At 69.3% G+C, this 19,543-nt stretch carries 11 protein-coding genes; all 11 read left to right on the top strand.

Annotated features, from left to right (window positions below; translation table 11 throughout):
- Window positions 1-4 precede the first annotated feature (4 nt).
- The gene (locus tag U5809_RS01770; protein WP_322085231.1) at window positions 5-5,965 is read left to right on the top strand and encodes an SDR family oxidoreductase; all 5,961 of its coding nucleotides are present in this window, start codon (window positions 5-7) and stop codon (window positions 5,963-5,965) included.
- On the top strand, window positions 5,962-9,978 hold the full coding sequence (locus U5809_RS01765; RefSeq protein ID WP_322085230.1) for a cytochrome P450: 4,017 nt from the start codon (window positions 5,962-5,964) through the stop codon (window positions 9,976-9,978). Before U5809_RS01770 ends, U5809_RS01765 begins: the two co-directional genes overlap by 4 nt.
- Window positions 9,979-9,999: 21 nt before the next feature.
- Window positions 10,000-11,391, top strand: coding sequence for a flavin-containing monooxygenase (locus U5809_RS01760; protein WP_322085229.1), 1,392 nt, complete (start codon window positions 10,000-10,002; stop codon window positions 11,389-11,391).
- Window positions 11,388-12,104: an ABC transporter ATP-binding protein gene (locus U5809_RS01755; protein ID WP_322085228.1), complete on the top strand. Its 717-nt coding sequence runs from the start codon at window positions 11,388-11,390 to the stop codon at window positions 12,102-12,104. Before U5809_RS01760 ends, U5809_RS01755 begins: the two co-directional genes overlap by 4 nt.
- A complete protein-coding gene (locus U5809_RS01750) occupies window positions 12,104-13,510 on the top strand; it encodes an ABC transporter permease (protein ID WP_322085441.1) in 1,407 nt (468 codons plus the stop codon). The genes U5809_RS01755 and U5809_RS01750 overlap by 1 nt, the downstream gene beginning before the upstream one ends.
- A 51-nt stretch (window positions 13,511-13,561) precedes the next feature.
- Window positions 13,562-14,341: an outer membrane lipoprotein-sorting protein gene (locus U5809_RS01745; protein WP_322085227.1), complete on the top strand. Its 780-nt coding sequence runs from the start codon at window positions 13,562-13,564 to the stop codon at window positions 14,339-14,341.
- On the top strand, window positions 14,338-15,654 hold the full coding sequence (locus tag U5809_RS01740; protein ID WP_415877921.1) for a hypothetical protein: 1,317 nt from the start codon (window positions 14,338-14,340) through the stop codon (window positions 15,652-15,654). The genes U5809_RS01745 and U5809_RS01740 overlap by 4 nt, the downstream gene beginning before the upstream one ends.
- 16 nt (window positions 15,655-15,670) lie before the next feature.
- A complete protein-coding gene (locus U5809_RS01735; RefSeq protein WP_322085226.1) occupies window positions 15,671-16,087 on the top strand; it encodes a DUF4345 domain-containing protein in 417 nt (138 codons plus the stop codon).
- Window positions 16,080-17,186, top strand: coding sequence for a triacylglycerol lipase (locus tag U5809_RS01730; protein WP_322085225.1), 1,107 nt, complete (start codon window positions 16,080-16,082; stop codon window positions 17,184-17,186). Before U5809_RS01735 ends, U5809_RS01730 begins: the two co-directional genes overlap by 8 nt.
- Before the next feature lie 3 nt (window positions 17,187-17,189).
- The gene (locus U5809_RS01725) at window positions 17,190-18,212 is read left to right on the top strand and encodes a lipase secretion chaperone (protein ID WP_322085224.1); all 1,023 of its coding nucleotides are present in this window, start codon (window positions 17,190-17,192) and stop codon (window positions 18,210-18,212) included.
- Window positions 18,213-18,645: 433 nt separating this feature from the next.
- Window positions 18,646-19,422 carry a Crp/Fnr family transcriptional regulator gene (locus U5809_RS01720; RefSeq protein WP_322085223.1) on the top strand — a complete coding sequence of 259 codons (777 nt, stop codon included), beginning with the start codon at window positions 18,646-18,648 and terminating at the stop codon, window positions 19,420-19,422.
- Window positions 19,423-19,543 lie beyond the last annotated feature (121 nt).

Genomic DNA, 19,543 nt, shown 5'->3' with positions numbered 1-19,543 from the left:
ATCCATGTCGAATACCAGCATGCGCGGCAAGCTCGTTCTCGTGACGGGCGGTGCGAAAAACGTGGGCAAGGCGATCTGCAGGCGTTTCGCCGAGCAGGGCGCGCACGTGATCCTGAATTTCTTCCATTCGCTCGACGCGTCGAAGGAGACGGCCGAGGAACTGCGCGCGCTCGGCGCGACCGTCGACGTGATCCGAGCGTCGGTCGCGCAGCAGGCGCAGGTTGACCGGATGTTTGACGAAATCGAACGGCGCTACGGCCGTCTCGACGTGCTCGTCAACAATGCGGCGTCTGGCGCGCTGCTCGGCGTCGACGAGATCGGCGCCGAGCATTTCGATCGCGCGCTCGACACCAACCTGAAAGGCGCGTTCTGGTGTGCACGCCGTGCCGCGGCGCTGATGGCGCGCTCGGGCGGCGGCGCGATCGTCAACGTGTCGTCGGTGGGCGCGACGCTCGTGCCCGCGAACTATCTCGTTGTGGGCACCGCGAAGGCGGCGCTCGAATCGCTGACGCGCTATCTCGCGGTCGAGTACGCGGGCCGCGATATCCGCGTAAACGGCGCATCGTCGACGCTGATCGACGGCGATGTCGCCGCGCAGTTTCCCGACCCGGAGAACACGAAGCGCTCGAGCATCGCGGCGACGCCGCTGAAGCGGCTCGCGCGCGCGGAGGATCTTGCCGATCTCGTCGTGTTTCTTGCGTCGGATGCCGCGCGCTGGATTACCGGGCAGGTGGTCGTCGCGGATGGCGGGTTGTCATTGTGCAGCGAGGGATTGTCGCCGCGCGCGGAATGGGCGGCCGCCGGGCAGAATGAGGGCGCGACGGCCGCCGCCGTGTCGCAACCGGTCGGACCCATGGACGCGCCGGCCGACGACACTCCGGACAGCGACGACATCGCCGTGGTCGGCATGGGGCTCGCATTGCCCGGCGCGAGCGATCCGGACGCATTCTGGCGCGCGCTGCTGGACGGCCCCGAGCTGTTCGGCAACGTGCCGCCGGACCGCTGGGACTACCGCTCGTTCTACTCGCCCGATACGTCGGCGGAAGACAAGAGTTATCAGTCGCGCTCGGTCTTCATCGAACGGTTTGAACCGTGCCCGAGGGTGCGCGCCGAGCTCGACGCCGGCACCGCGCCGCGTGAACTCACGACGCTGTGGCTGCGCCACGCGCTGTGCCAGGCGCTCGATGGCGTGACGCTGCGCGACGCCGACCGCGTCGCGTTCCTGGTCGGCTACACGGCGGACGGCAGCCAGCATCTCGAGGAAGGGATGGTGCTGGCCGCCGCGCGCGAGCGCCTGAACGCGGTGCTGGCCGACGCGGGCGTCGACGCGGCCGAGCGCGCGCGCCGCGTGACCGCGATCGATGCGGTGCTGAGCGCGCGTTATGCACGCGGCGCGGGCGATCTCGCGTCGTTCTTCCCGCACCGCGTCGGCCTGAACGCGATGAAGGGCGTGCTGCCGGACGACGCACAGTACATGATGGTCGACACCGCGTGTTCGTCGTCGCTGTATTCGATCGATCTCGGGATCAAGGCACTGTTGCTCGGCAAGCAGGACGTGGTCGCGTGCGGCGGCGCGTTCGCGCTCGCGCCGCGCGGCTCGATCCTGTTTTCGAAGCTGCACGGGCTGTCGCGCAGTGGCGAGGTACGGCCGCTCGATCGCAACTGCGACGGCGTGCTGTTCGCGGACGGCGCGGGCGTCGTGATCCTGAAGCGCTTGACGCGCGCGCGCGCCGACGGCGACCGCATTCTCGGCGTGCTGAAATCGTTCGGCTCGTCGTCGGACGGGAAGGGCAAGGCGATCTACGCGCCGAATTCGGCCGGCCAGCGCATCGCGATCGACCGCGCGTATGCACGCACCGCGACGGTGCCCGCCGACGTCGACTGGGTCGTGGCGCATGCAACCGGCACGCCGGCCGGCGATCTCGCCGAATTCCAGAGTCTGCGCGACGCGATCCGGCGCGATCGTCCGGTGCAGGTGACCTCGAACAAGTCGCTGGTCGGGCATACGGGCTGGGCCGCCGGCGTCGTATCGGTGATCCAGGTGCTGCTCGGTTTGCGCCATCAGGTGATTCCGCCACAGCATCGCTTCAGCGAACCGCCGCCGGAATTCAACCTCGGCGGCACGAACCTGCGGATCCCGGTAGCGCCGGTGTCGTGGCCGGTCCGGCACGATTCGGCGCGCGTCGCGGCGGTATCCGGGTTCGGCTTCGGCGGTACGAACGGGCACCTGATCGTATCGGAGTATCGCGCCGATCTGCCTGCCGGCGGCGCAAGCGGCCGCTTCAAGCGCGAGCCGCTGGCGATCGTCGGGTGGTCTGCGAAGTTTCCCGGTCTTGACGACGATGCACAGGTCGCGGCGTGGCTGCGCGGCGAAGGCCGCGCGCCGGATGCGAGCTTCGGGATCGGCTATCCGCTGCCGAGCTTCGCGCGCGTGAAGATGCCGCCGGCCGTGTTGCGCGCGCTCGATCGCTGCCAGCTGATGGCGCTCGACGCCGCGCACGACCTGCGCGAAAGCCTCGGCACGTTCTGGCGCGAGCATGCGGACATGATCGGGCTCGTGATGGGGCATATGGGGCCCACGCGCAACGCGGCGCTGTATGCGAGCCGCTGCTATCTCGACGACATCGCGGCGGCGGTGCTCGACGCGACAGGGCCGGACGAGCGCGCGACGACCGAACGCCTGCTGAACGGCTTGCGCGAGGCGACGCGGCGGCTCGTCGCGCCGACCACCGAAAACTCGTTTCCCGGGATGATGCCGAACGTGATCCCGGCGCGCGTCGCCAACTACCACGATCTACACGGGATGAACATGACGGTGGACGCGGGCCACGCATCGACGCTTGCCGCATTCGAGGCGGCCGAGCGCTTCCTGTGCAGCGGCGAGCTCGACATGGCGATCGTCGGCGGGATCAACGGCAACGCGGCGGAGGAGGTGCGTCCGGCATTCGGGCTGCCGCTCGCGGAGGGTATCGTGCTGTTCGCGGTGACGACCGTGCGGCGCGCGCAGGCCGAAGGGCTGCCGGTGCTCGCGGTGGTCGGCGGCGACGACGCGCGGGCCACGGTCGAGCCGGCCGCGCCGTGCGATGCGACGGGCCGCGCGGTCACGTATGCGGGCGCCGATGCGGCGATCGACGTGCTGCGCGCGATCGTTGCGCGTACCCCCGACCTGACGCTGGCGCGCGACAGCGGCGGAGACCGGTTGCGCTATGCGCTGCACATCGCCTGTGAGCCGGCCGCCGCGCAGACGGCCGCACCGCGCGAACCGCACGCCGGGACCGTGCCGGTGCAGCCGGCGCCGGTGGCCGCACCTGTCGGCCCCGGTACGCTGCTGCACGGTGCGCTGCGCCGGACCGGCGTCGCGGCCGATGGCGAACCGCTCGGCGTCGCACGCTACCGGATCGAATGGCGCGATGCGCGGTGGCGGCCCGCGGGTCGGTCGACGCCGTTCATCGCGCCGCGTTGCGTGATCGTCACCGACATGCCGGAAGCGCTCGCCGCGCAGGCCGATCCGGGCCCCGGCTGCGTGGTGCTGTCGACCCGGCCGTTCGCCGCGCGCCGGTCGGGCTGGCACTGGATCGAGCGAATCGACGAAACGGTGCTCGACGGGCTGCCCGACGACATCGGCCACGTGCGCGTGCTGACGTCGCTCGATGCCGGCGCGCTCGCTTCTGGCGCCGCGGCGCCGGCTGCGCCCGCGCGGCTCGCGCTGCACGATCTCGCGTTCCTCGCGATCAAGCGTTGCCATGCGGCGCTCAAGCGCGACGGCACTTTCGTCGCGCTGCTGCTCGATGCGCTGGCGGGCGAAGTGCCGCATCCGGATGCAGGGCTGTTCACCGGTCTCGTGAAGGCACTGGCGATCGAGATGCCGGAAGCGCGCCCGGTCGCGGTGCTGACCGATACCCGCTCGTTGCCCGATGCGCTGCGCGATGCCGAGCGCGAAAGCGGCGCACGCCACTGGCTGCCGGTTGTCGCGCTGGGCGGCGGGCGTCGCCGCACGCCGCGCGTGATCGAGGACGCGGGTGAGCTGCGCGCGGACGAGCGCTTGGCGCTCGGACCGGACGCGGTCGTCGTCGCTATCGGCGGCGCACGCGGGATCACCGGCGAGCTGATGAAGACGCTGGCCGCGCACGTGCGTCCGACTCTGTACCTGATCGGCAGCAGCGCGCTCGACGAGGTCGATGCGGACCTGCTCGCGATGGACGACGAAGCGTTCGCGAAGAGCCGCCCCGATTACATCCGCCAGCAGAAGGCACGGCATCCGGAGCGGCCGCTGCCGGCGATCATCCGCGCGTTCGAGCGGCGCGCCGACGCGCGCACGGCGTGCATGAACATCGAGGCGATGCGCGCATTCTGCGGCGCGCATCGCGTGACGTACCTGCGTGCCGACGTGCTGGACCCCGGCAGCGTGCGCACGACCATCGACACGATTCTCGCGCGCGAGCCGCGCGTCGACCTGCTGGTCAACGCGGCCGGATTGAACCGCTCCGCGTCGGTGCTCGTGAAGTCGCTGGACGATTTCGTCGCGGTGCGCGACATCAAAGTGCGCGGCTACTGGAACCTGCGCGACGCGTTCGGCGCCCGGCAGCCGCGCCTGTGGTGCAACTTCGGGTCGTTCATCGGCCTGACGGGCCAGGCCGGCGAAACCGACTACGCGTCGGGCAACGACTTCCTGAACACGCAGGCGTCGTATCACCGCGCGGCGCTCGGCCACGACGAGTTCACGATCGGCTGGACACTGTGGCGCTCGGTGGGGCTCGGCTCGAATCCGGTCACGCGCGCGTTTCTCGAGAAGAGCGGCCTGTTCACGAGCATGCGCACCGCGGAAGGGCAGCATCACTTCATGCGTGAGCTTGGTCTCGGCGAGCGCGCGGCGATGTCCGTGCATCTGGGCGAGGCCGAGCGGCGGGCGATCGAAACGCACCTGCCCGGCTACTTCGATCTCGATGAAGCTGAAGCGGCGCCGGACGTGGCCGCGCCGCAGGATCCGGATTTCTATCTAGGCCACGAGCGGGCGCGCACCGACGACAGCGTGACCTTCGAGCGCGTGTTCGATCTCGCGCGCGATGCGTACCTGCAGCATCACGTCGTCAACGGCTTTCCGACACTGCCGGGCACGTTCGTGCCGGAAGTGGCCGCCGAGGCCGCGCTGCGGCTCGTGCCGGGGCTCAAGGTCGTCGGGTTCGCGGACGCGGCATTCCTGCACTTTCTGCGCGTCTACGACACGAAGCGGCCGAGCGTGAAGCGCATCCACGCTCGGATCGCGGCGCGCGACGGCGACGCCGTGCTTGTGCACGTGCGGATCTCCGGCGACGTGCTGGCGCCGGGCGGCCAGGTGCTCGTGCGCGACAAGCCGCACTTCGAGATCACCGTGCGCCTGGCCGCGGCCTACGCGCCGGCACCCGTCTGGAACGACCCGCTGGGCGGGGCGTTCACGCCCGTCGCCGATCCGTATCACTTCGACGCGGCGCCCGTGCGGCTGACCGGCATGTTCGTATCGACGACCGATACCGGCATGAGCGAAACGGGCAAGCAGGCGCGTTTCCGGCTGAACGTGCCGGACGGCGATCCGGTGTTCTCGCGTTTCGTGGTGCCGAGCATCCTGCTCGACGGGCTCGCGCGCGTGGCGGCGCTCGATCATGTCGCCGGAGATTACATACCGCTCGCGGCGCCGATGTCGATCGGGCGCATCGACCTGTACGAAGCCGGCAACGACTGCGAGCTGTCGGGCCGCCATGCGTCGATTGCGCTGCGCGTGACGCCGCGCGCCTTCGCGCTCGAAGGGCCGGCAAGCAGCGGCAACCGGTTCGTCGCGGTACGCCCGGACGGCCGGATCCTGATGCAGATGCGCGACGTGACGGGCATCGTGACCGGCTACGTGCACCGCGTGACCGGTGCGTTCGCCACACGTGGCGAGATCGACGCTCGACTCGCCGCGCACGCGGCTTCCGAACAGGTGTCGGCATGAGCACGAAGCGTCTCGCACCCGGCCCGCGCGGCAGCGTCGTGATGGGCAACCTCGCGGAATACAAGCGCAATCCCGTCACGATGCTGCTGAAGCTGCAGCAGCAGTACGGCGACATCGCCCGCAACAGGCTGGGCCCGTTCCTCACGCATGCCCTTGCGCATCCGGACGGCGTCCAGCACGTGCTGCAGGACAATCACCGCAACTACGTGCGCGGCCGCTTCTACGACAACTTCAAGATGTTCTTCGGCGACGGCCTGCTGACGACGGACGGCGAGTTCTGGCGGCGTCACCGGCGCGTCGTGCAGCCGCTCTTTCATCGCAGGCAGGTGGAGTCGCATACGGCCGCGGTCGGCGACGCGGCGCTCGCGCTGGTCGAGCGCTGGCTGAAGCAGCCCGCGCTTGCACCGTTCGACGCCGTCGAGGCGATGATGCGCGTGAGCCTGCGCATGCTCGGGCTGATGCTGTTCAACGCGGACATCTCGCGGCACGCGGCCGAGGTCGGGCCGGCGGTGCGCTTCGGCATCGAAGCGATGATGCCGCAGGGCAACATGAACGACTTCGTGCCGCGCTGGATGCCGACGCCGTTCAATCGCCGGATCGCACGCGCGCGCCGCGGGATCGACACGATCGTCGATGCGATCGTCGCCGAGCATCGCGCGGGACGCTGCGAAACGAGCGACGTGATCGCGCTGCTGCTCGCCGCACGGGACCCCGACACGGGCGCGCCGCTGACCGAGCGCGAAGTGCACGACGAGGTGATGACGGTGTTCCTCGCCGGCCACGAAACGACCGGCAGCGGGATGGCGTGGGGGCTCTATGCGCTCGCGCAGCATCCGGACGTGCTGCGCCGGCTGCGCGAGGAGCTCGATGCGGTGCTCGGCGGTCGTGCACCCGCAGTCGACGACATCGCGCGCCTGCCGTATCTGGTACAGACCGTCGACGAGATCCTGCGTCTCTATCCGCCGATTTGGGGCTTCACGCGCGACCTGGTCGACGACGACGAGATCGGCGGCTATCACGTGCCGGCCGGCTCGTCGGTATTCATGTCGCCGTACGTCACGCATCGTCATCCGGCGCTGTGGGCCAACCCGGACGCATTCGATCCTGAGAATTTCGGATCGCACGCGCCGATGCGCCACAAGTACGCGTATTTCCCGTTCGGTGGCGGGATGCGCAAGTGCATCGGCTATCAGACCGCGCTGCTGCAGATCCGCGTGCTGATCGCGGTGGTCGCGCAGCACGTCGATTTGAGCGCGGTGCCCGGTCGTTCGCTCGACACGGGCGCGACGATTTCGTTGCGCCCGCGTGATGGCATTCAGCTGGTCGCACGGCCGAGATCGCGCGAGCGCGTGAGTGCCGCGCGTGCAGGGCGCGACGCGCACGTGCCGGTGTCAAGCGGCGCGGCTTGCCCGTTCACGGGCGCGCCGGCAGCGCCGGCCACCGGCGAGCGGGTGGCAAGCGTGGCGACGCCGGCCGCGCCGGCGCGCGCTGCCGGGCCGACGCTGGCGCCCGGCGTGCTGGCATTTCTGCAACGCGATACGACGGCATCCGAAGCGCAGCGCGATGCCGACGGCGATGCAGACGACGCACCGACCCACCGCTTCACGTGGCGACCGGTCGAGATCGAACCACTGCCCGAACTGCCGGCGGCCGAACTGGGCGGCAAGCGGATCGCGATCGTCAACGGCCTCGGCCGTACGGTCGAGCGCGTGGTGGCGACGCTCACGCGCGCCTGCGCGAAGCCGGCGGTGTTCGCGCCGACCGACGGCGTCGATCCGGCGGCGGCCGCGAAGGCGTTCGTCGCACAGTCGGGGCCGTTCGACGGGATCGTCGATCTCGGCGTCGAAGCACCGTTTTCGCTCGAGGTGCGCGATCAATGGGAGGCGCCGCTGCGCCGCACGGTCGCATTGCTGCAGGCGTGCTACGGCGACTGGGTGCAGGAGGAAGCGACGTCTCGACTGTTCTATCTCGCGCTCACCTGGCAGGACGGGCTGATGGGATACGGCGACGATGCACTCGTGCAGCCGCTCGGCGGATTGTGGGCGGGGCTCGCGAAGACGCTGCCGCAGGAATTGCCGAACTGCAACGTGCGTGTGCTCGACATCGCGCCGGACGAAACCGGCCGCGTCGACGGGTTGATCGCACGCGAGCTGTATCGCTGGGGGCGCTTCGAGGTCGGCCATCGCGGCGGGCGCCGCCACACGCTCGTCGCGACCCGCGACGACCTGCCGGCGCAAGCAGCGCCCGACTGGGGGCCTGACGACGTCGTGCTGTTTTCGGGCGGCGCACGCGGTATCGGGTTCCTGGCCGCCTGCGAGATCGCGAAGCGGCATCGCTGCACGGTGATCGTCACCGGCCGCGACGCGCCGCCGGCCGGCGACGAGCCGTGGCTCGCACTCGACGATGCGGGCTTCAGGCGCTACGGGCTCGACCTGCTGCGTCTGGCGACGCCGGAACGGCCGCCCAAGGCGATCCGGCACACGCTGCAGCAACTCGAACGGCGCCGCGAACTGAAGGCGTCGCTCGATGCCGCAGCCGCGCTCGGCCTGCCGGTGCGCTACCGGGTATGCGACGTGACCGATGCGAACGCCGTGCGTGCGCTGTGTGACGAATTCGGCGCACGGCTGCGCGGCGTGATCCACAACGCGGGCATCGACCAGCCGGTGCGGTTGCCGCGCAAGTCCGCGGACGAATTCGTCGGTACCGCGCGCGTGAAGGTACTCGGTTTCATGAATCTGTACGCGGCGGTGCGCGAGCTGCCGCGTGTCGACTGCTTCGTCAACGTCGGCTCGCTGACCGGCCGCTGGGGCGGCATGACGGGCGAGACCGATTATGCGGCCGCGAACGAGGCGCTTGCCCGGCTCGGCTGGTGGGCGCGCCGCGACGCACCTGCGCGGGACGTGAAGACGCTTGTGTGGCCGACGTGGGACGGTGTCGGCATGATCACGAACCTTGCCGTCACACGGCGCTATGTGACGCCGATGCGCGTTGCCGACGGCGTGCGGCACTGGCTTGCGGAACTCGCGACGCCCGCGATGCCCGCAGTGCCCGGCGGCGGCGAACCGATGTACATGGGCGCGGTCGGCCGTGCGTTGACGCCGATCCAGCTTCGTGGCTTCGAAGCGGTCGACGGCTTGCCGAATCTCGGCGAACTTGCGACGCGCCGGCACCACGCGGGCGAGCCGCGGCGATTCCGTCCGTTCGCGTTTTTCTCGACGCGTTATCGCGCGGCCGGTGCGCCCTACACGCGCGCATTCCGCTTCGGCGGTCGCGCGGCGGCGCCCGCGTCGCTGCTGCTCGAGCATGCGCGCGTCGTGGCCGACTGGGTTGCGCCGCCCGATGGCGAGCGCGCCTACCTGCACGAAGCCGTCGACGTGACGATCGCGCTCGATGCGCTCGCCGACGCGCTCGATGCCCACGGCGATCTCGCGCTCGACTCCGACGTGACGGGCCGCACGGCCGGCGACGCCTGGCGCGTGACGGTGCGTTGTGCATCGCTTGCCGGCCGCGTGCTGCTCGATGCGACGTTCGTGTACCGCAGCCATCAGCCCGCGGGCATGGCCGTGTCGCTGCCGCACGACGGGCAGGACGATGCGATTCTGCCGACCATGCACGCCAGCTGGCGCGCCGACCTGCTGCCCGATGCGGGCTGGCGCGGCGGCATTGCGCAGGTCAGGGCCGCCGACGCCGATGCGTTGTGGCATGCGCCGGGCGACGGCGATGCGCGCGGCGCGGCGCCGTGCCCACAGCTGTGGTTGCCGGTCAATCATCTGGAGAACGTGTTGCGCGTGCTGCTCGGCGCATGGCCCGAAGACGGCGAGCCGCCGCGTACGTGGCGCATCGGCGGCATCGCGTTCGGTGCCGCGCGGGCCGCCGACGCCGAATTGCTGTTGCGCTATCCGGATGGCCGCTTCGCGATCGCTGATCGCGGTGGCGCATCGATCGCCGATCTGCACGATACGCGGCTGGCCGGCGCGAACGGCACGCAGGCCGCGGCCGCACCGGTTCTTTGAACGAAAAAGGGGAGATCCACCATGACGGACCGCAACGACGGCGCGCGGTACTGCATCATCGGCGCGGGCGCGGCGGGGATCACCGCCGCGAAGAACCTGCTCGCGGCCGGGATCGGCTTCGACGTGATCGAACGCGAGGACGACGCCGGCGGCAACTGGTACTACGGCCGGCCGAGCGGCGCGGTGTATCGCTCGATCCACATGATCAGCTCGAAGCGGTTTTCGGAGTACACCGACTTTCCGATTCCCGACGACTACCCGACGTATGCGCGCGGCGACCAGGCGCTCGCGTACCTGCGTGCCTACGCACGGCGCTTCGGCGTGTATGACCGGATCGAGTTCGGCCGCTCGGTGCTCGAGATCGCGCCGGTCGCCGGCGGCTCGCGGTGGCGCGTCGAGCTGGACCGCGGCGAAGTGCGCACCTATCGCGGCGTGATCGTCTGCAACGGGCACCTGTCGCATCCGCAACTGCCCGACTATCCGGGCAGCTTCGGCGGGCTGCAGCTGCATTCGTCGCAATACCGCACGCCGGAGATCTTTCGCGACCGGCGCGTGCTCGTGGTCGGCGCAGGCAATTCGGGCTGCGACATCGCGGTCGAGGCGTCCCACCATGCGCGCGCGGTGTTCCACAGCACGCGGCGCGGCTACTACTACTGGCCGAAATTCCTGTTCGGGATTCCGGCTGACCAATGGGCCGAATGGCCGCTTCGGCTGCGCATGCCGCTATGGGTGCGCCGCTTCTTCGGCGAACGGCTGCTGCGGCTGACGACGGCCGGGCAACCGGAGGACTACGGGCTGCGCAAGCCGGACCACAAGCTGTTCGAATCGCATTTCATCATCAATTCGACGCTGTTCTACCACCTCGGCCACGGCGATCTCGACGCGCGGCCCGACGTGCGCGAACTGAAGGGAGATCGCGTCGGGTTCGCCGACGGCAGCGAGGAGCCGATCGACGTGATCGTGTACGCGACCGGCTATCAGCCGAGCTTTCCGTTCATCGACCAGGCGCATCTGCAATGGCGCAAGCAGCAGCCGTCGCTGTACCTCAACATGTTCGACGCGCAGCATCGCGACCTGTTTTTCATCGGGCTGTTCCAGACGTCGACCGGCAACTGGCCGCTGATGGACTATCAGGCGCAGTTGCTCGCGCGCTATCTGCACGCCCGTGACGCGGCGCCGCGCAAGGCCGCGCACATCGACCGGCTGATCCGGCGCGGCGGTTCGGACTGGAGCGGCGGCATCGCGTTTCATCGCACGCCGAGGCACGTGATCGAGGTCGAGCATTTCGCATACCGGCTGCAGTTGCGGCGGCTGATACGCGGCCTGCCAGCCGTGCCGGGCACGGCCGGAACGGATGCGCGCGCCGCGTCGGGGGCGCCGGCGGCCGCCGTGCGTGCGGGAGGTGCGTCATGAGCCTCGTGAGTGTCGAACGCCTGTCGAAGACCTACCTGCTTGACAGCGTGCGCGTGACCGGGCTCGCCGACGTGTCGGCGACGCTCGATGCCGGGCGCTTCACCGTGTTGAGCGGCCCGTCGGGCAGCGGCAAGACGACGCTGCTGAACATGATCGGCTGCATCGACCGCCCCGACAGCGGGCGCGTGACGATCGCGGGCCACGATACCGCGTCGCTGTCCGACGATGCGTTGTCCGATTTTCGCGCGCGCCATGTCGGCCACGTGTTCCAGACCTTCAACCTGCTGCCGGTGCTGTCCGCGTACGAGAACGTCGAGTATCCGCTGCTGATGGCGGGCTGGGCGCCGGCGCGGCGTGCGGCTCGGGTGCGCGACCTGCTCGACGCGGTCGGGCTGACCGACAAGGCCCGGCACCGGCCGAGCCAGCTGTCGGGCGGCCAGCGCCAGCGGGTCGCGATCGCGCGGGCGCTGGCCGCCGAGCCCGCGATGGTGCTGGCGGACGAACCCACGGCGAACCTCGACAGCGCGACCGGCCACGCGATCATCGCGCTGATGCGCACGATCCAGCGCGAGCGCGACGTGTCGTTCATCGTGTCGTCGCACGATCCGCAGGTGGTGAGCGTCGCCGACGAGATGATCCGGATTCTCGACGGCCGCATCGTCGGTCGGGAACGGGCTGGCGACGGCGCGGCGCGGCAGGAGGTGTGCCGATGATCCATACGCTGATGCTCGCGCTGCGCAATCTGCAGCGCAACCGCCGGCGCTCGCTGACCACGCTGCTCGCGATGATCGTCGGCGTCAGCGCGATCCTGCTGTTTGGCGGCTTCAGCCGCGACATCACGCTCGGCCTGCAAACCGACTTCGTGCAGCGCAGCGGCCACCTGCAGATCCAGCGGCAGGGCTACTACCTGTACGGCACGGGCGATCCGGCCGCGTACGGGATCCGCAACTATCCGGTGCTGATCGACACCCTGCGGCGCGACCCGCAGCTCGCGCCGCTGCTGCAGGTCGTCACGCCGACGCTGCAATTCGGCGGCATCGCCGGCAATTTCGCGGCCGGCGTGTCGCGCACCGTGATGGGATTCGGCGCGATTCCGGACGACCAGTACCGGATGCAGCAGTGGAATGCATACGGCTTTCCACTGCGCCCGCGCACGTTCGCGTTGCGCGGCAGCGCTGACGATGCGGCGATGGTCGGTCTAGGCGTCGCGCGCGTGCTGCATCTGTGCGGACCGCTGCACGTGCCGGATTGTCACGATGCGCCTCCGGGCCCGGCCGCGCCGGCCGCCGCCGGCCCTGACGCGAATGCGCCGGCCGACGTGCTCGCGCTCGCGCGGGGCGAGGGCGGGGGGCAGCCGGCCGGCGACGGCGCCACCCACATCGAGGTGCTGACCGCGAGCGCGGGCGGCGCACCGAACGTCGGCCGCTTCTCGGTCGTGAAGGCCGAGCAGCAGGGCGTGAAGGAGCTCGACGACGTGTATCTCGCGGTGCGCCTGCCGCAGGCACAGCGGCTCGTGTACGGCGGCGACGCGCCGCGCGCGACCGCGCTCGAGATCCAACTCGCGCGCACGGCCGATCTGCCCGCGGCGCGTGCGCGCATCGAACAGCTGCTGCACGGCGGCTTCGACGGTCAACCGCTCGACGTCGTCGATTTCGCGACGCTGAACCCGTTCTACGACCAGACCAACCGGATGTTCTCGGTGATCTTCGGTTTCGTGTTCGTGCTGATCAGCGCGATCGTGCTGTTCGTGATCAGTAACACGATGAGCACCGCGATCATCGAGCGCACGGTCGAAATCGGCACGCTGCGCGCGATGGGCATGCGGCGCGGCGGCATTCAGGCGCTGTTCGTCTGCGAGGGCGCGCTGCTCGGCGTGGCCGGCGCATCGCTCGGCGTGCTGGTGGCGGTCGCGATTGCCGCGGCCGTCAATCACAGCGGGCTGTCCTGGACGCCGCCCGCGCGCATCGACGCGGTCGCGCTCACGGTGCGCGTGTGGGGCGAGTGGCGAACCATCGCCGTCACGTTCGCGGGGCTCGCGTGCGTGGCCGGGCTGTCCGCGTGGCTGCCATCGCGGCATGCGGCGCGGCTGTCGATCGTCGACGCGCTGCGGCATGTGTGACGCCGTGCGGATGCGGTCTGTTTCGTTCATTTCACTTTCGGGAGAGCGCACGTGCGTCGCCTGTTCGTTTCATGCTGTCTGAGTCTTTCGTTCCTGACCGGCGCCGCGCATGCGCAGCCGGCGCCCGATCCGCAGAAGGTGCTCGCGGCAAGCGACGCGATCCGCGCGCCGGCGAAATCGTTCGTGCTGACCGCGACGCTGATCGAGTATCGGTCGGGCAAGCAGGTGGACGGCAATACGCTGTCGATCTATTCGAAGCCCGACGCGCCGGGCGGCGCATTCCTTACGCTGGTGCGCTTCGTCGCGCCGGCGCGCGACACGGGCAAGCTGATGCTGAAGAACGGCAACGACCTGTGGTTCTACGATCCCGCGAACCAGGCGAGCGTGCGAATCTCGCCCGACCAGCGGCTGCTCGGGCAGGCCGCGAACGGCGACGTCGTGACGGTCAATCTCGCGCACGACTACACGGCCGAGCTGAAGGGCGTCGAGGACATCGCCGACGGCGACCGGCAGACCCGCCGCGCGTACCGGCTCGCGCTCACCGGCCACGGGGAAGGACTGACATACCGCCGCATCGAGATCTGGATCGACGCGGCGAACAACCGGCCGCTGAAGGCGCGGTTCTATTCGGAAAGCGACCGGCTGCTGAAGACCGCGTTCTACCGGCGCTACACGATGCAGCTCGGCGTCGAGCGGCCGACGGAAACGGTCATCATCGACGGGCTCGACAGCAGCTGGGTCACGGTCATGCGTTTCTCCGACTACGCATGGCGCGACATTCCCGATGCCTGGCTGCAGCGCGACTACCTGTCCCGCTTCCAGGCGCAATGACGGTGCGGCGTCGATGCCGGGTTGCCGCGCTCGCGTTGGCGCTGCTGCCGGCGCTCGCGCGTGCGGCGGCACCCGGCGCGGATGCGATGAGCGGTGCGGGCGGCGTGGATGCGGCCGATGCCGCGGCGCTCGATCTCGCCGACCGGTCCGCCACGGCGCCGGCCGATACCGCGAAGCCGTGGAAGCTCGACGTGCAGGACGCGTTGCGCGCGAGCCGCTATCGCGACGGCGCGCACGCCGGGCGCAACCAGCTGTCGGTCGAATTCGAGTACGGGCAGTGGCTGACGCCGACGTTCGCCGCCCACTTCTCGATGCGCTTCGACCGCTTCGATCCGCTCGGGACGTCGCGTACGTCGTCGCGCGACGTGACGCTCGTGAAGGAGGCGTACGCGAGCTGGCGCGCGGCGCCAACGTTCGTCGTCGACGCGGGGCGCGTCAACGAGCGGCTCGGTGCGGCGATCGGCTACAACCCGACCGACTTCTTCCGCGCGGGCGCGGTGAGCCTCGACGTGCCGCCGGATCCGGACAGCCGCCACACGAACCGGCTCGGCACGGTCGCGCTGCGCGCGCAGCAGGTGTGGGACACGGGCTCGCTCGCCGCGCTGCTGTCGCCGCGGCTCGAGCGCCGCAGCCTGCCGGGCGATCCGGCCGCGTCGTCCGACCTGCAGCGCACCAACGGCGTCGATCGCTGGATGCTCGTCGCGAGCCAGCGGCTGGGGGCGACGATCCAGCCGCAATGGATCGTCTACGGCGCAAGCGGGCAGGCGCCGCAGTTCGGTCAGAATCTGAGCGTGCTGCTCGGCAACTCGGTGGTCGCATACGTCGAATGGGCGGGCGGCTACCGGCGCTCGCTGATCGCGCGCGCGACCGGCGCGGCCGGCGACAGCGCGTTCCGCACGAGCTCGTCGGTGGGCGCGACCTGGACGCTGCCGATCGACCTGTCGCTGAGCGCTGAATTCCAGAGCAACGGCGGCGGCGCGGACGCCGCGCAATGGCGTTCGCTGCAGCACGCGAACCCGGCCGCATGGGGCAGTGCGGTGCAAACCTCGATTGCCGCGCAGGAGCTGCAAACCCGTCACGGCGTGTTCCTGATGGCGGCATGGCGCAATATCGGCGTGCGCCGTCTGGATCTGTCGGGCTTCGTGCAGGCCGATCTCGGCGGCGGCCGGCAATACTGGGTCGAGCTGCGGCGGCGCTTCGACCGGTTTGACATCGCACTGCAGTGGCTGCATCAGGGCGGGCCGTCGTGGAGCCGCTTCGGTGCGATGCCTGAGTCGAGCAGCGTACAGGTGCTGGGTATTTTCTATCGATGATGCAAGGAGAGTTCGAATGAGCAAACGCGCGCTTCAGGCGGCGACCGCCGTGCTTGCGCTGGTCCCGTCGATCACCGGGGTGCTCGGCATGATGGGCATCCACGATCCGCTGTACGCGTCGCTCGGCATCGGGCTGCCGGCCGACGCGACGCTGGACGGCAACCTGCGCTTCTACGCGGGCGTCTGGCTCGGGCTCGGCCTCGCGGCGTTCTCGGTGATCCCGGGGATCGAGCGCCAGGGGCGGCTGTTCGCGACGCTGTGGACGATGATCTTTCTCGGCGGCATCGGACGGCTGATTTCGCTCGCGGCGCTCGGGCTGCCGTGGCCGCCGTTCGTCGGCTTCACGGTGCTCGAAGTCATCGGCGCGCCGTTGTTCATCGCGTGGCAGCGGCGCGTGGCCGCTCACGCAACCCTGGAGAACGCGCATGCATGACATCGACATCGAACGGCGCGTCGCGCCGGTGCGACGCTTTTCGCGCGCGTGCGCGCGGTTCCTGGTCAGTGCCGTGCTGCTCGCCTGCGTCGGCCTGGCTGCGCCTGCGGCCATTGCGCAGACGGCGGCCGGCGCAGCGCTCGACGACTACGCGGCGACCCGCTATCCGATCGTCCTCGTGCACGGCCTGACCGGCACCGACGACTATTTCGGCGTGGTGCCGTACTGGTACGGGATGCAGGCCGACCTTCAGCGGCATGGCGCGACGGTCTACGTCGCGGACCTGTCGGGGTTCCAGAGCGACCTGGGCCCGAACGGGCGCGGCGAGCAGTTGCTCGCCTATGTGAAGCAGGTGCTGGCGGTGACGGGCGCGGCCAAGGTGAACCTGATCGGGCACAGCCAGGGCGGGTTGACGTCGCGCTACGTGGCGTCGGTCGCGCCCGCGCTCGTGGCGTCGGTCACGACGATCGCGACGCCGCACCGCGGCTCGCAGTTCGCCGACTTCGTGCTCGGCGCACTGAAGCTCGATCCGACGGGCATCTCGACGCCGGTGTTCGGTGCGCTGCTGAACCTGTTCGGAGTCTTGACCAGCGACACGCACAACACGAACCAGGATGCGATCGCCGCGCTCGATGCGCTCGGCACGGCCCGGACCACGCAGTTCAACCAACTGTTCCCGAGCCCGGGCCTCGGCGCCAGCGCCTGTCGCACCGGCGCGCCGGCCGAGACGATCGGCGGCAACGTGCATCTGCTGTATTCGTGGAGCGGCGCCGCGTACCAGCCGGTGTCGCTGCTCGGCATCGTGACGGGCGCCGTCGATACCAGCGTGATTCCGGTCATCGATCCGGCGAACCTGCTGGATCCGTCGACGCTCGTGTTCCTGACGGCCGGCAACGTGATGGCGCTGGCCGGCGCGGGGCCGAACGACGGCTTCACGTCGATCTGCAGTTCGTTGTTCGGCACGGTGATCTCGACGCGGTATCACTGGAATCACTTCGACGCGATCAATCAGCTGCTCGGCATCCGCGGCGCGTATGCGGAAGATCCGGTCGCCGCGTTGCGCGTGCATGCGAACCGGCTGAAGCTGCAGGGTGTTTGAGCGATGAAGGTGCGGACGATACTGTCTGGCGTCGTGCTTCACGGCGCCGTCGGCACGCTCGCGGCCTCGACGGTTTGGTACGCGCTCGACGGGCCGGCGTCGTCGACGCATACCGTGGCGCTGCCTGCCGCGCGCGCCGTGGTGCCCGATGCGGCGGGGCCGCAGTCCGGGCCCGCCGCGCCCGATGCCGCGCCGCCCGGGGCGCTGGCGGGTTCGCGCGCACCGCGCCTGCCGCTCGGGCCGGACGGACGTCTCGCGAAAGTGCGTACGGTGCGGGATTTCTTCGATTACTTCCTGCTCGCGCAGCACGACCTGACGCCGGCCGCGCTCGACGCGCTGGTCGCGCGGGAGGTCGCGGCGCAGCCGATCGGCATACCGGCGCAGCGTGAAGCGCTCGGCCTGTGGCCGCGCTATCGCGCGTGCCTTGCCGCGCTCGATGCGCAGCCGGGTGCGACGCAGCCAGGCACGCGTATCGATCCGGACGCGATTGCGGGCGAGCTCGAACGACGCGCGGCACTCGCAAGCCGCTGGCTCGGCGACTGGAGCAAGCCGTTCTTCGGCGACGATTTCCGGCAGCAGCGTGACGACCTCGACCGGATCCGGATTGCGCGCGATCCCGCATTGAGCGACGCGCAGAAGCGCGAACGCCTTGCGGCGCTCGACCAGTCGCTGCCGCCCGACATGCGCGACGCACACGAGCGCCTCACGCAGCAGCGCGAGACGCTCGCGACGGTTGCACGGCTCGACGCGCAGCGCGTGGCGCCCGATGCGCTGCGTGCGCAGCTTGGCGCCGACATCGCCGCGCGCGTTGTGCGGCTGTGGCAGGACGACGACGCATGGCAGGCACGCTATCGCGACCATGCCGCCGAACGTGAGCGGCTTGCTGCGCAACAGCTTGCGCCCGATGCGCGCGATGCGCAGCTCGCGCAATTGCTGCAGCGCGACTTTCCCGATCCGGCGGACGCATCGCGTGCCGCGTCGCTGGACGCAGACAGTGCGTCCGTTACCGCTCGCCGCGTGAGATAGCCCGTGGCGCCGGTATCCCCGGCAGGCGTCGTTACGGAGAACATTCCACATCCGTCATTCGAGAAGTGTGGGATAAGTCACTCAGTCCGCATTATTTCGATGGAGGGAATGATTTTTATTTGCGTGGCTAATTGCGTTCCATTGCATTGATGTTATTCGGAATTTTTGATTATTTCATTGGGAGATGTCTTTATAAAGACGGTATTTAAATCGTCAATCATTGATTGACAATGCAAGGATCTTCGGGTGACGCATGGGAATGTAAAATTACTTCATGTAATAAAACAGGAATGTCGCGGTCGACAGGACTGCGTGATACCTTTTTGCATAATTCGACCGGAAGGAAAACGACGAATCCGGAAAGAGCGTTCGCTTTAAAGTGGCATGAAGTTTCGGTGGCCGAGGAGCAGGAATACAACGTACGAGGTGCACCGTGATACATCAGGCCAACAACGTCATCGAGTTGCCGCATGCGCTTGGCGCCAATCATTTTCTGTCTGCGCTTGACGGAATTAGCCGTTCGGAATTGGCGCCTCATTTGACGCTGTCGAGTCTCAAGACCGGCCAGGTGCTATGCGATGCCGGCGAGAATCTGGAGGCCGTCTATTTTCCGGTGACGGCGGGTATTTCGCTGCAATACACGACAGGCGGCAAGACGACGCTCGGTGTGACGGAAATCGGCCGCGAAGGCATCGTGTGCGACGACGTCATCGGCAGCGCGATGCAACGCCGCGTCGTCGTCTATCACGGCGGGTTCGCGTATCGGCTGTGTGCGCACCGTTTCGCCGACGCGTGCGACGCATCGGCGGTGGTCAGGCGGCAGGTCTTCGTGCGGATGCAACTGGTGCTGTCCCAGGCGTCGCAGGTCATGTTCTGCAGCCGCCATCACGTGATGCGGCATCAAGTGAGCCGCTGGCTGCTGATCGCCTACGAGCGCTCGCGCAGTATCGAAATCCCGGTCACGCACGGCATGCTGGGCCAGATGCTGGGCGTGCGCCGCGAGACCGTCACCGATACCATGCGACAGCTCCACGAGCTCGACCTGATCTATCAGCATCGCGGTGCCCTCGTGTTGACGGATCTCGCCGGTCTCGAAGGGCAGGGCTGCGACTGCCATCGGGTCATCCGCGAGGAAACGCGCCGCATTCTCGCGATCGGCGCCGATACCGAGGCCGGTGTCGGGTTGTCGCGACGCGTCCAGACGACGTAGTTGCCGGAGTATCCTGCCGCGCGGCCGGCACCGGCGTGCCGCCGCGACTGCATGAGCGCCGGTGCATCGCGAGCATGGAAGGGGAGAGGCCCGAACGCAGGACGCGTAGCGACGCGGCTGG

The sequence above is a fragment of the Burkholderia sp. BCC1999 genome, assembly GCF_905339975.1.
Lineage (GTDB): Bacteria > Pseudomonadota > Gammaproteobacteria > Burkholderiales > Burkholderiaceae > Burkholderia.
This window is presented reverse-complemented; position numbering and strand designations above follow the sequence as displayed.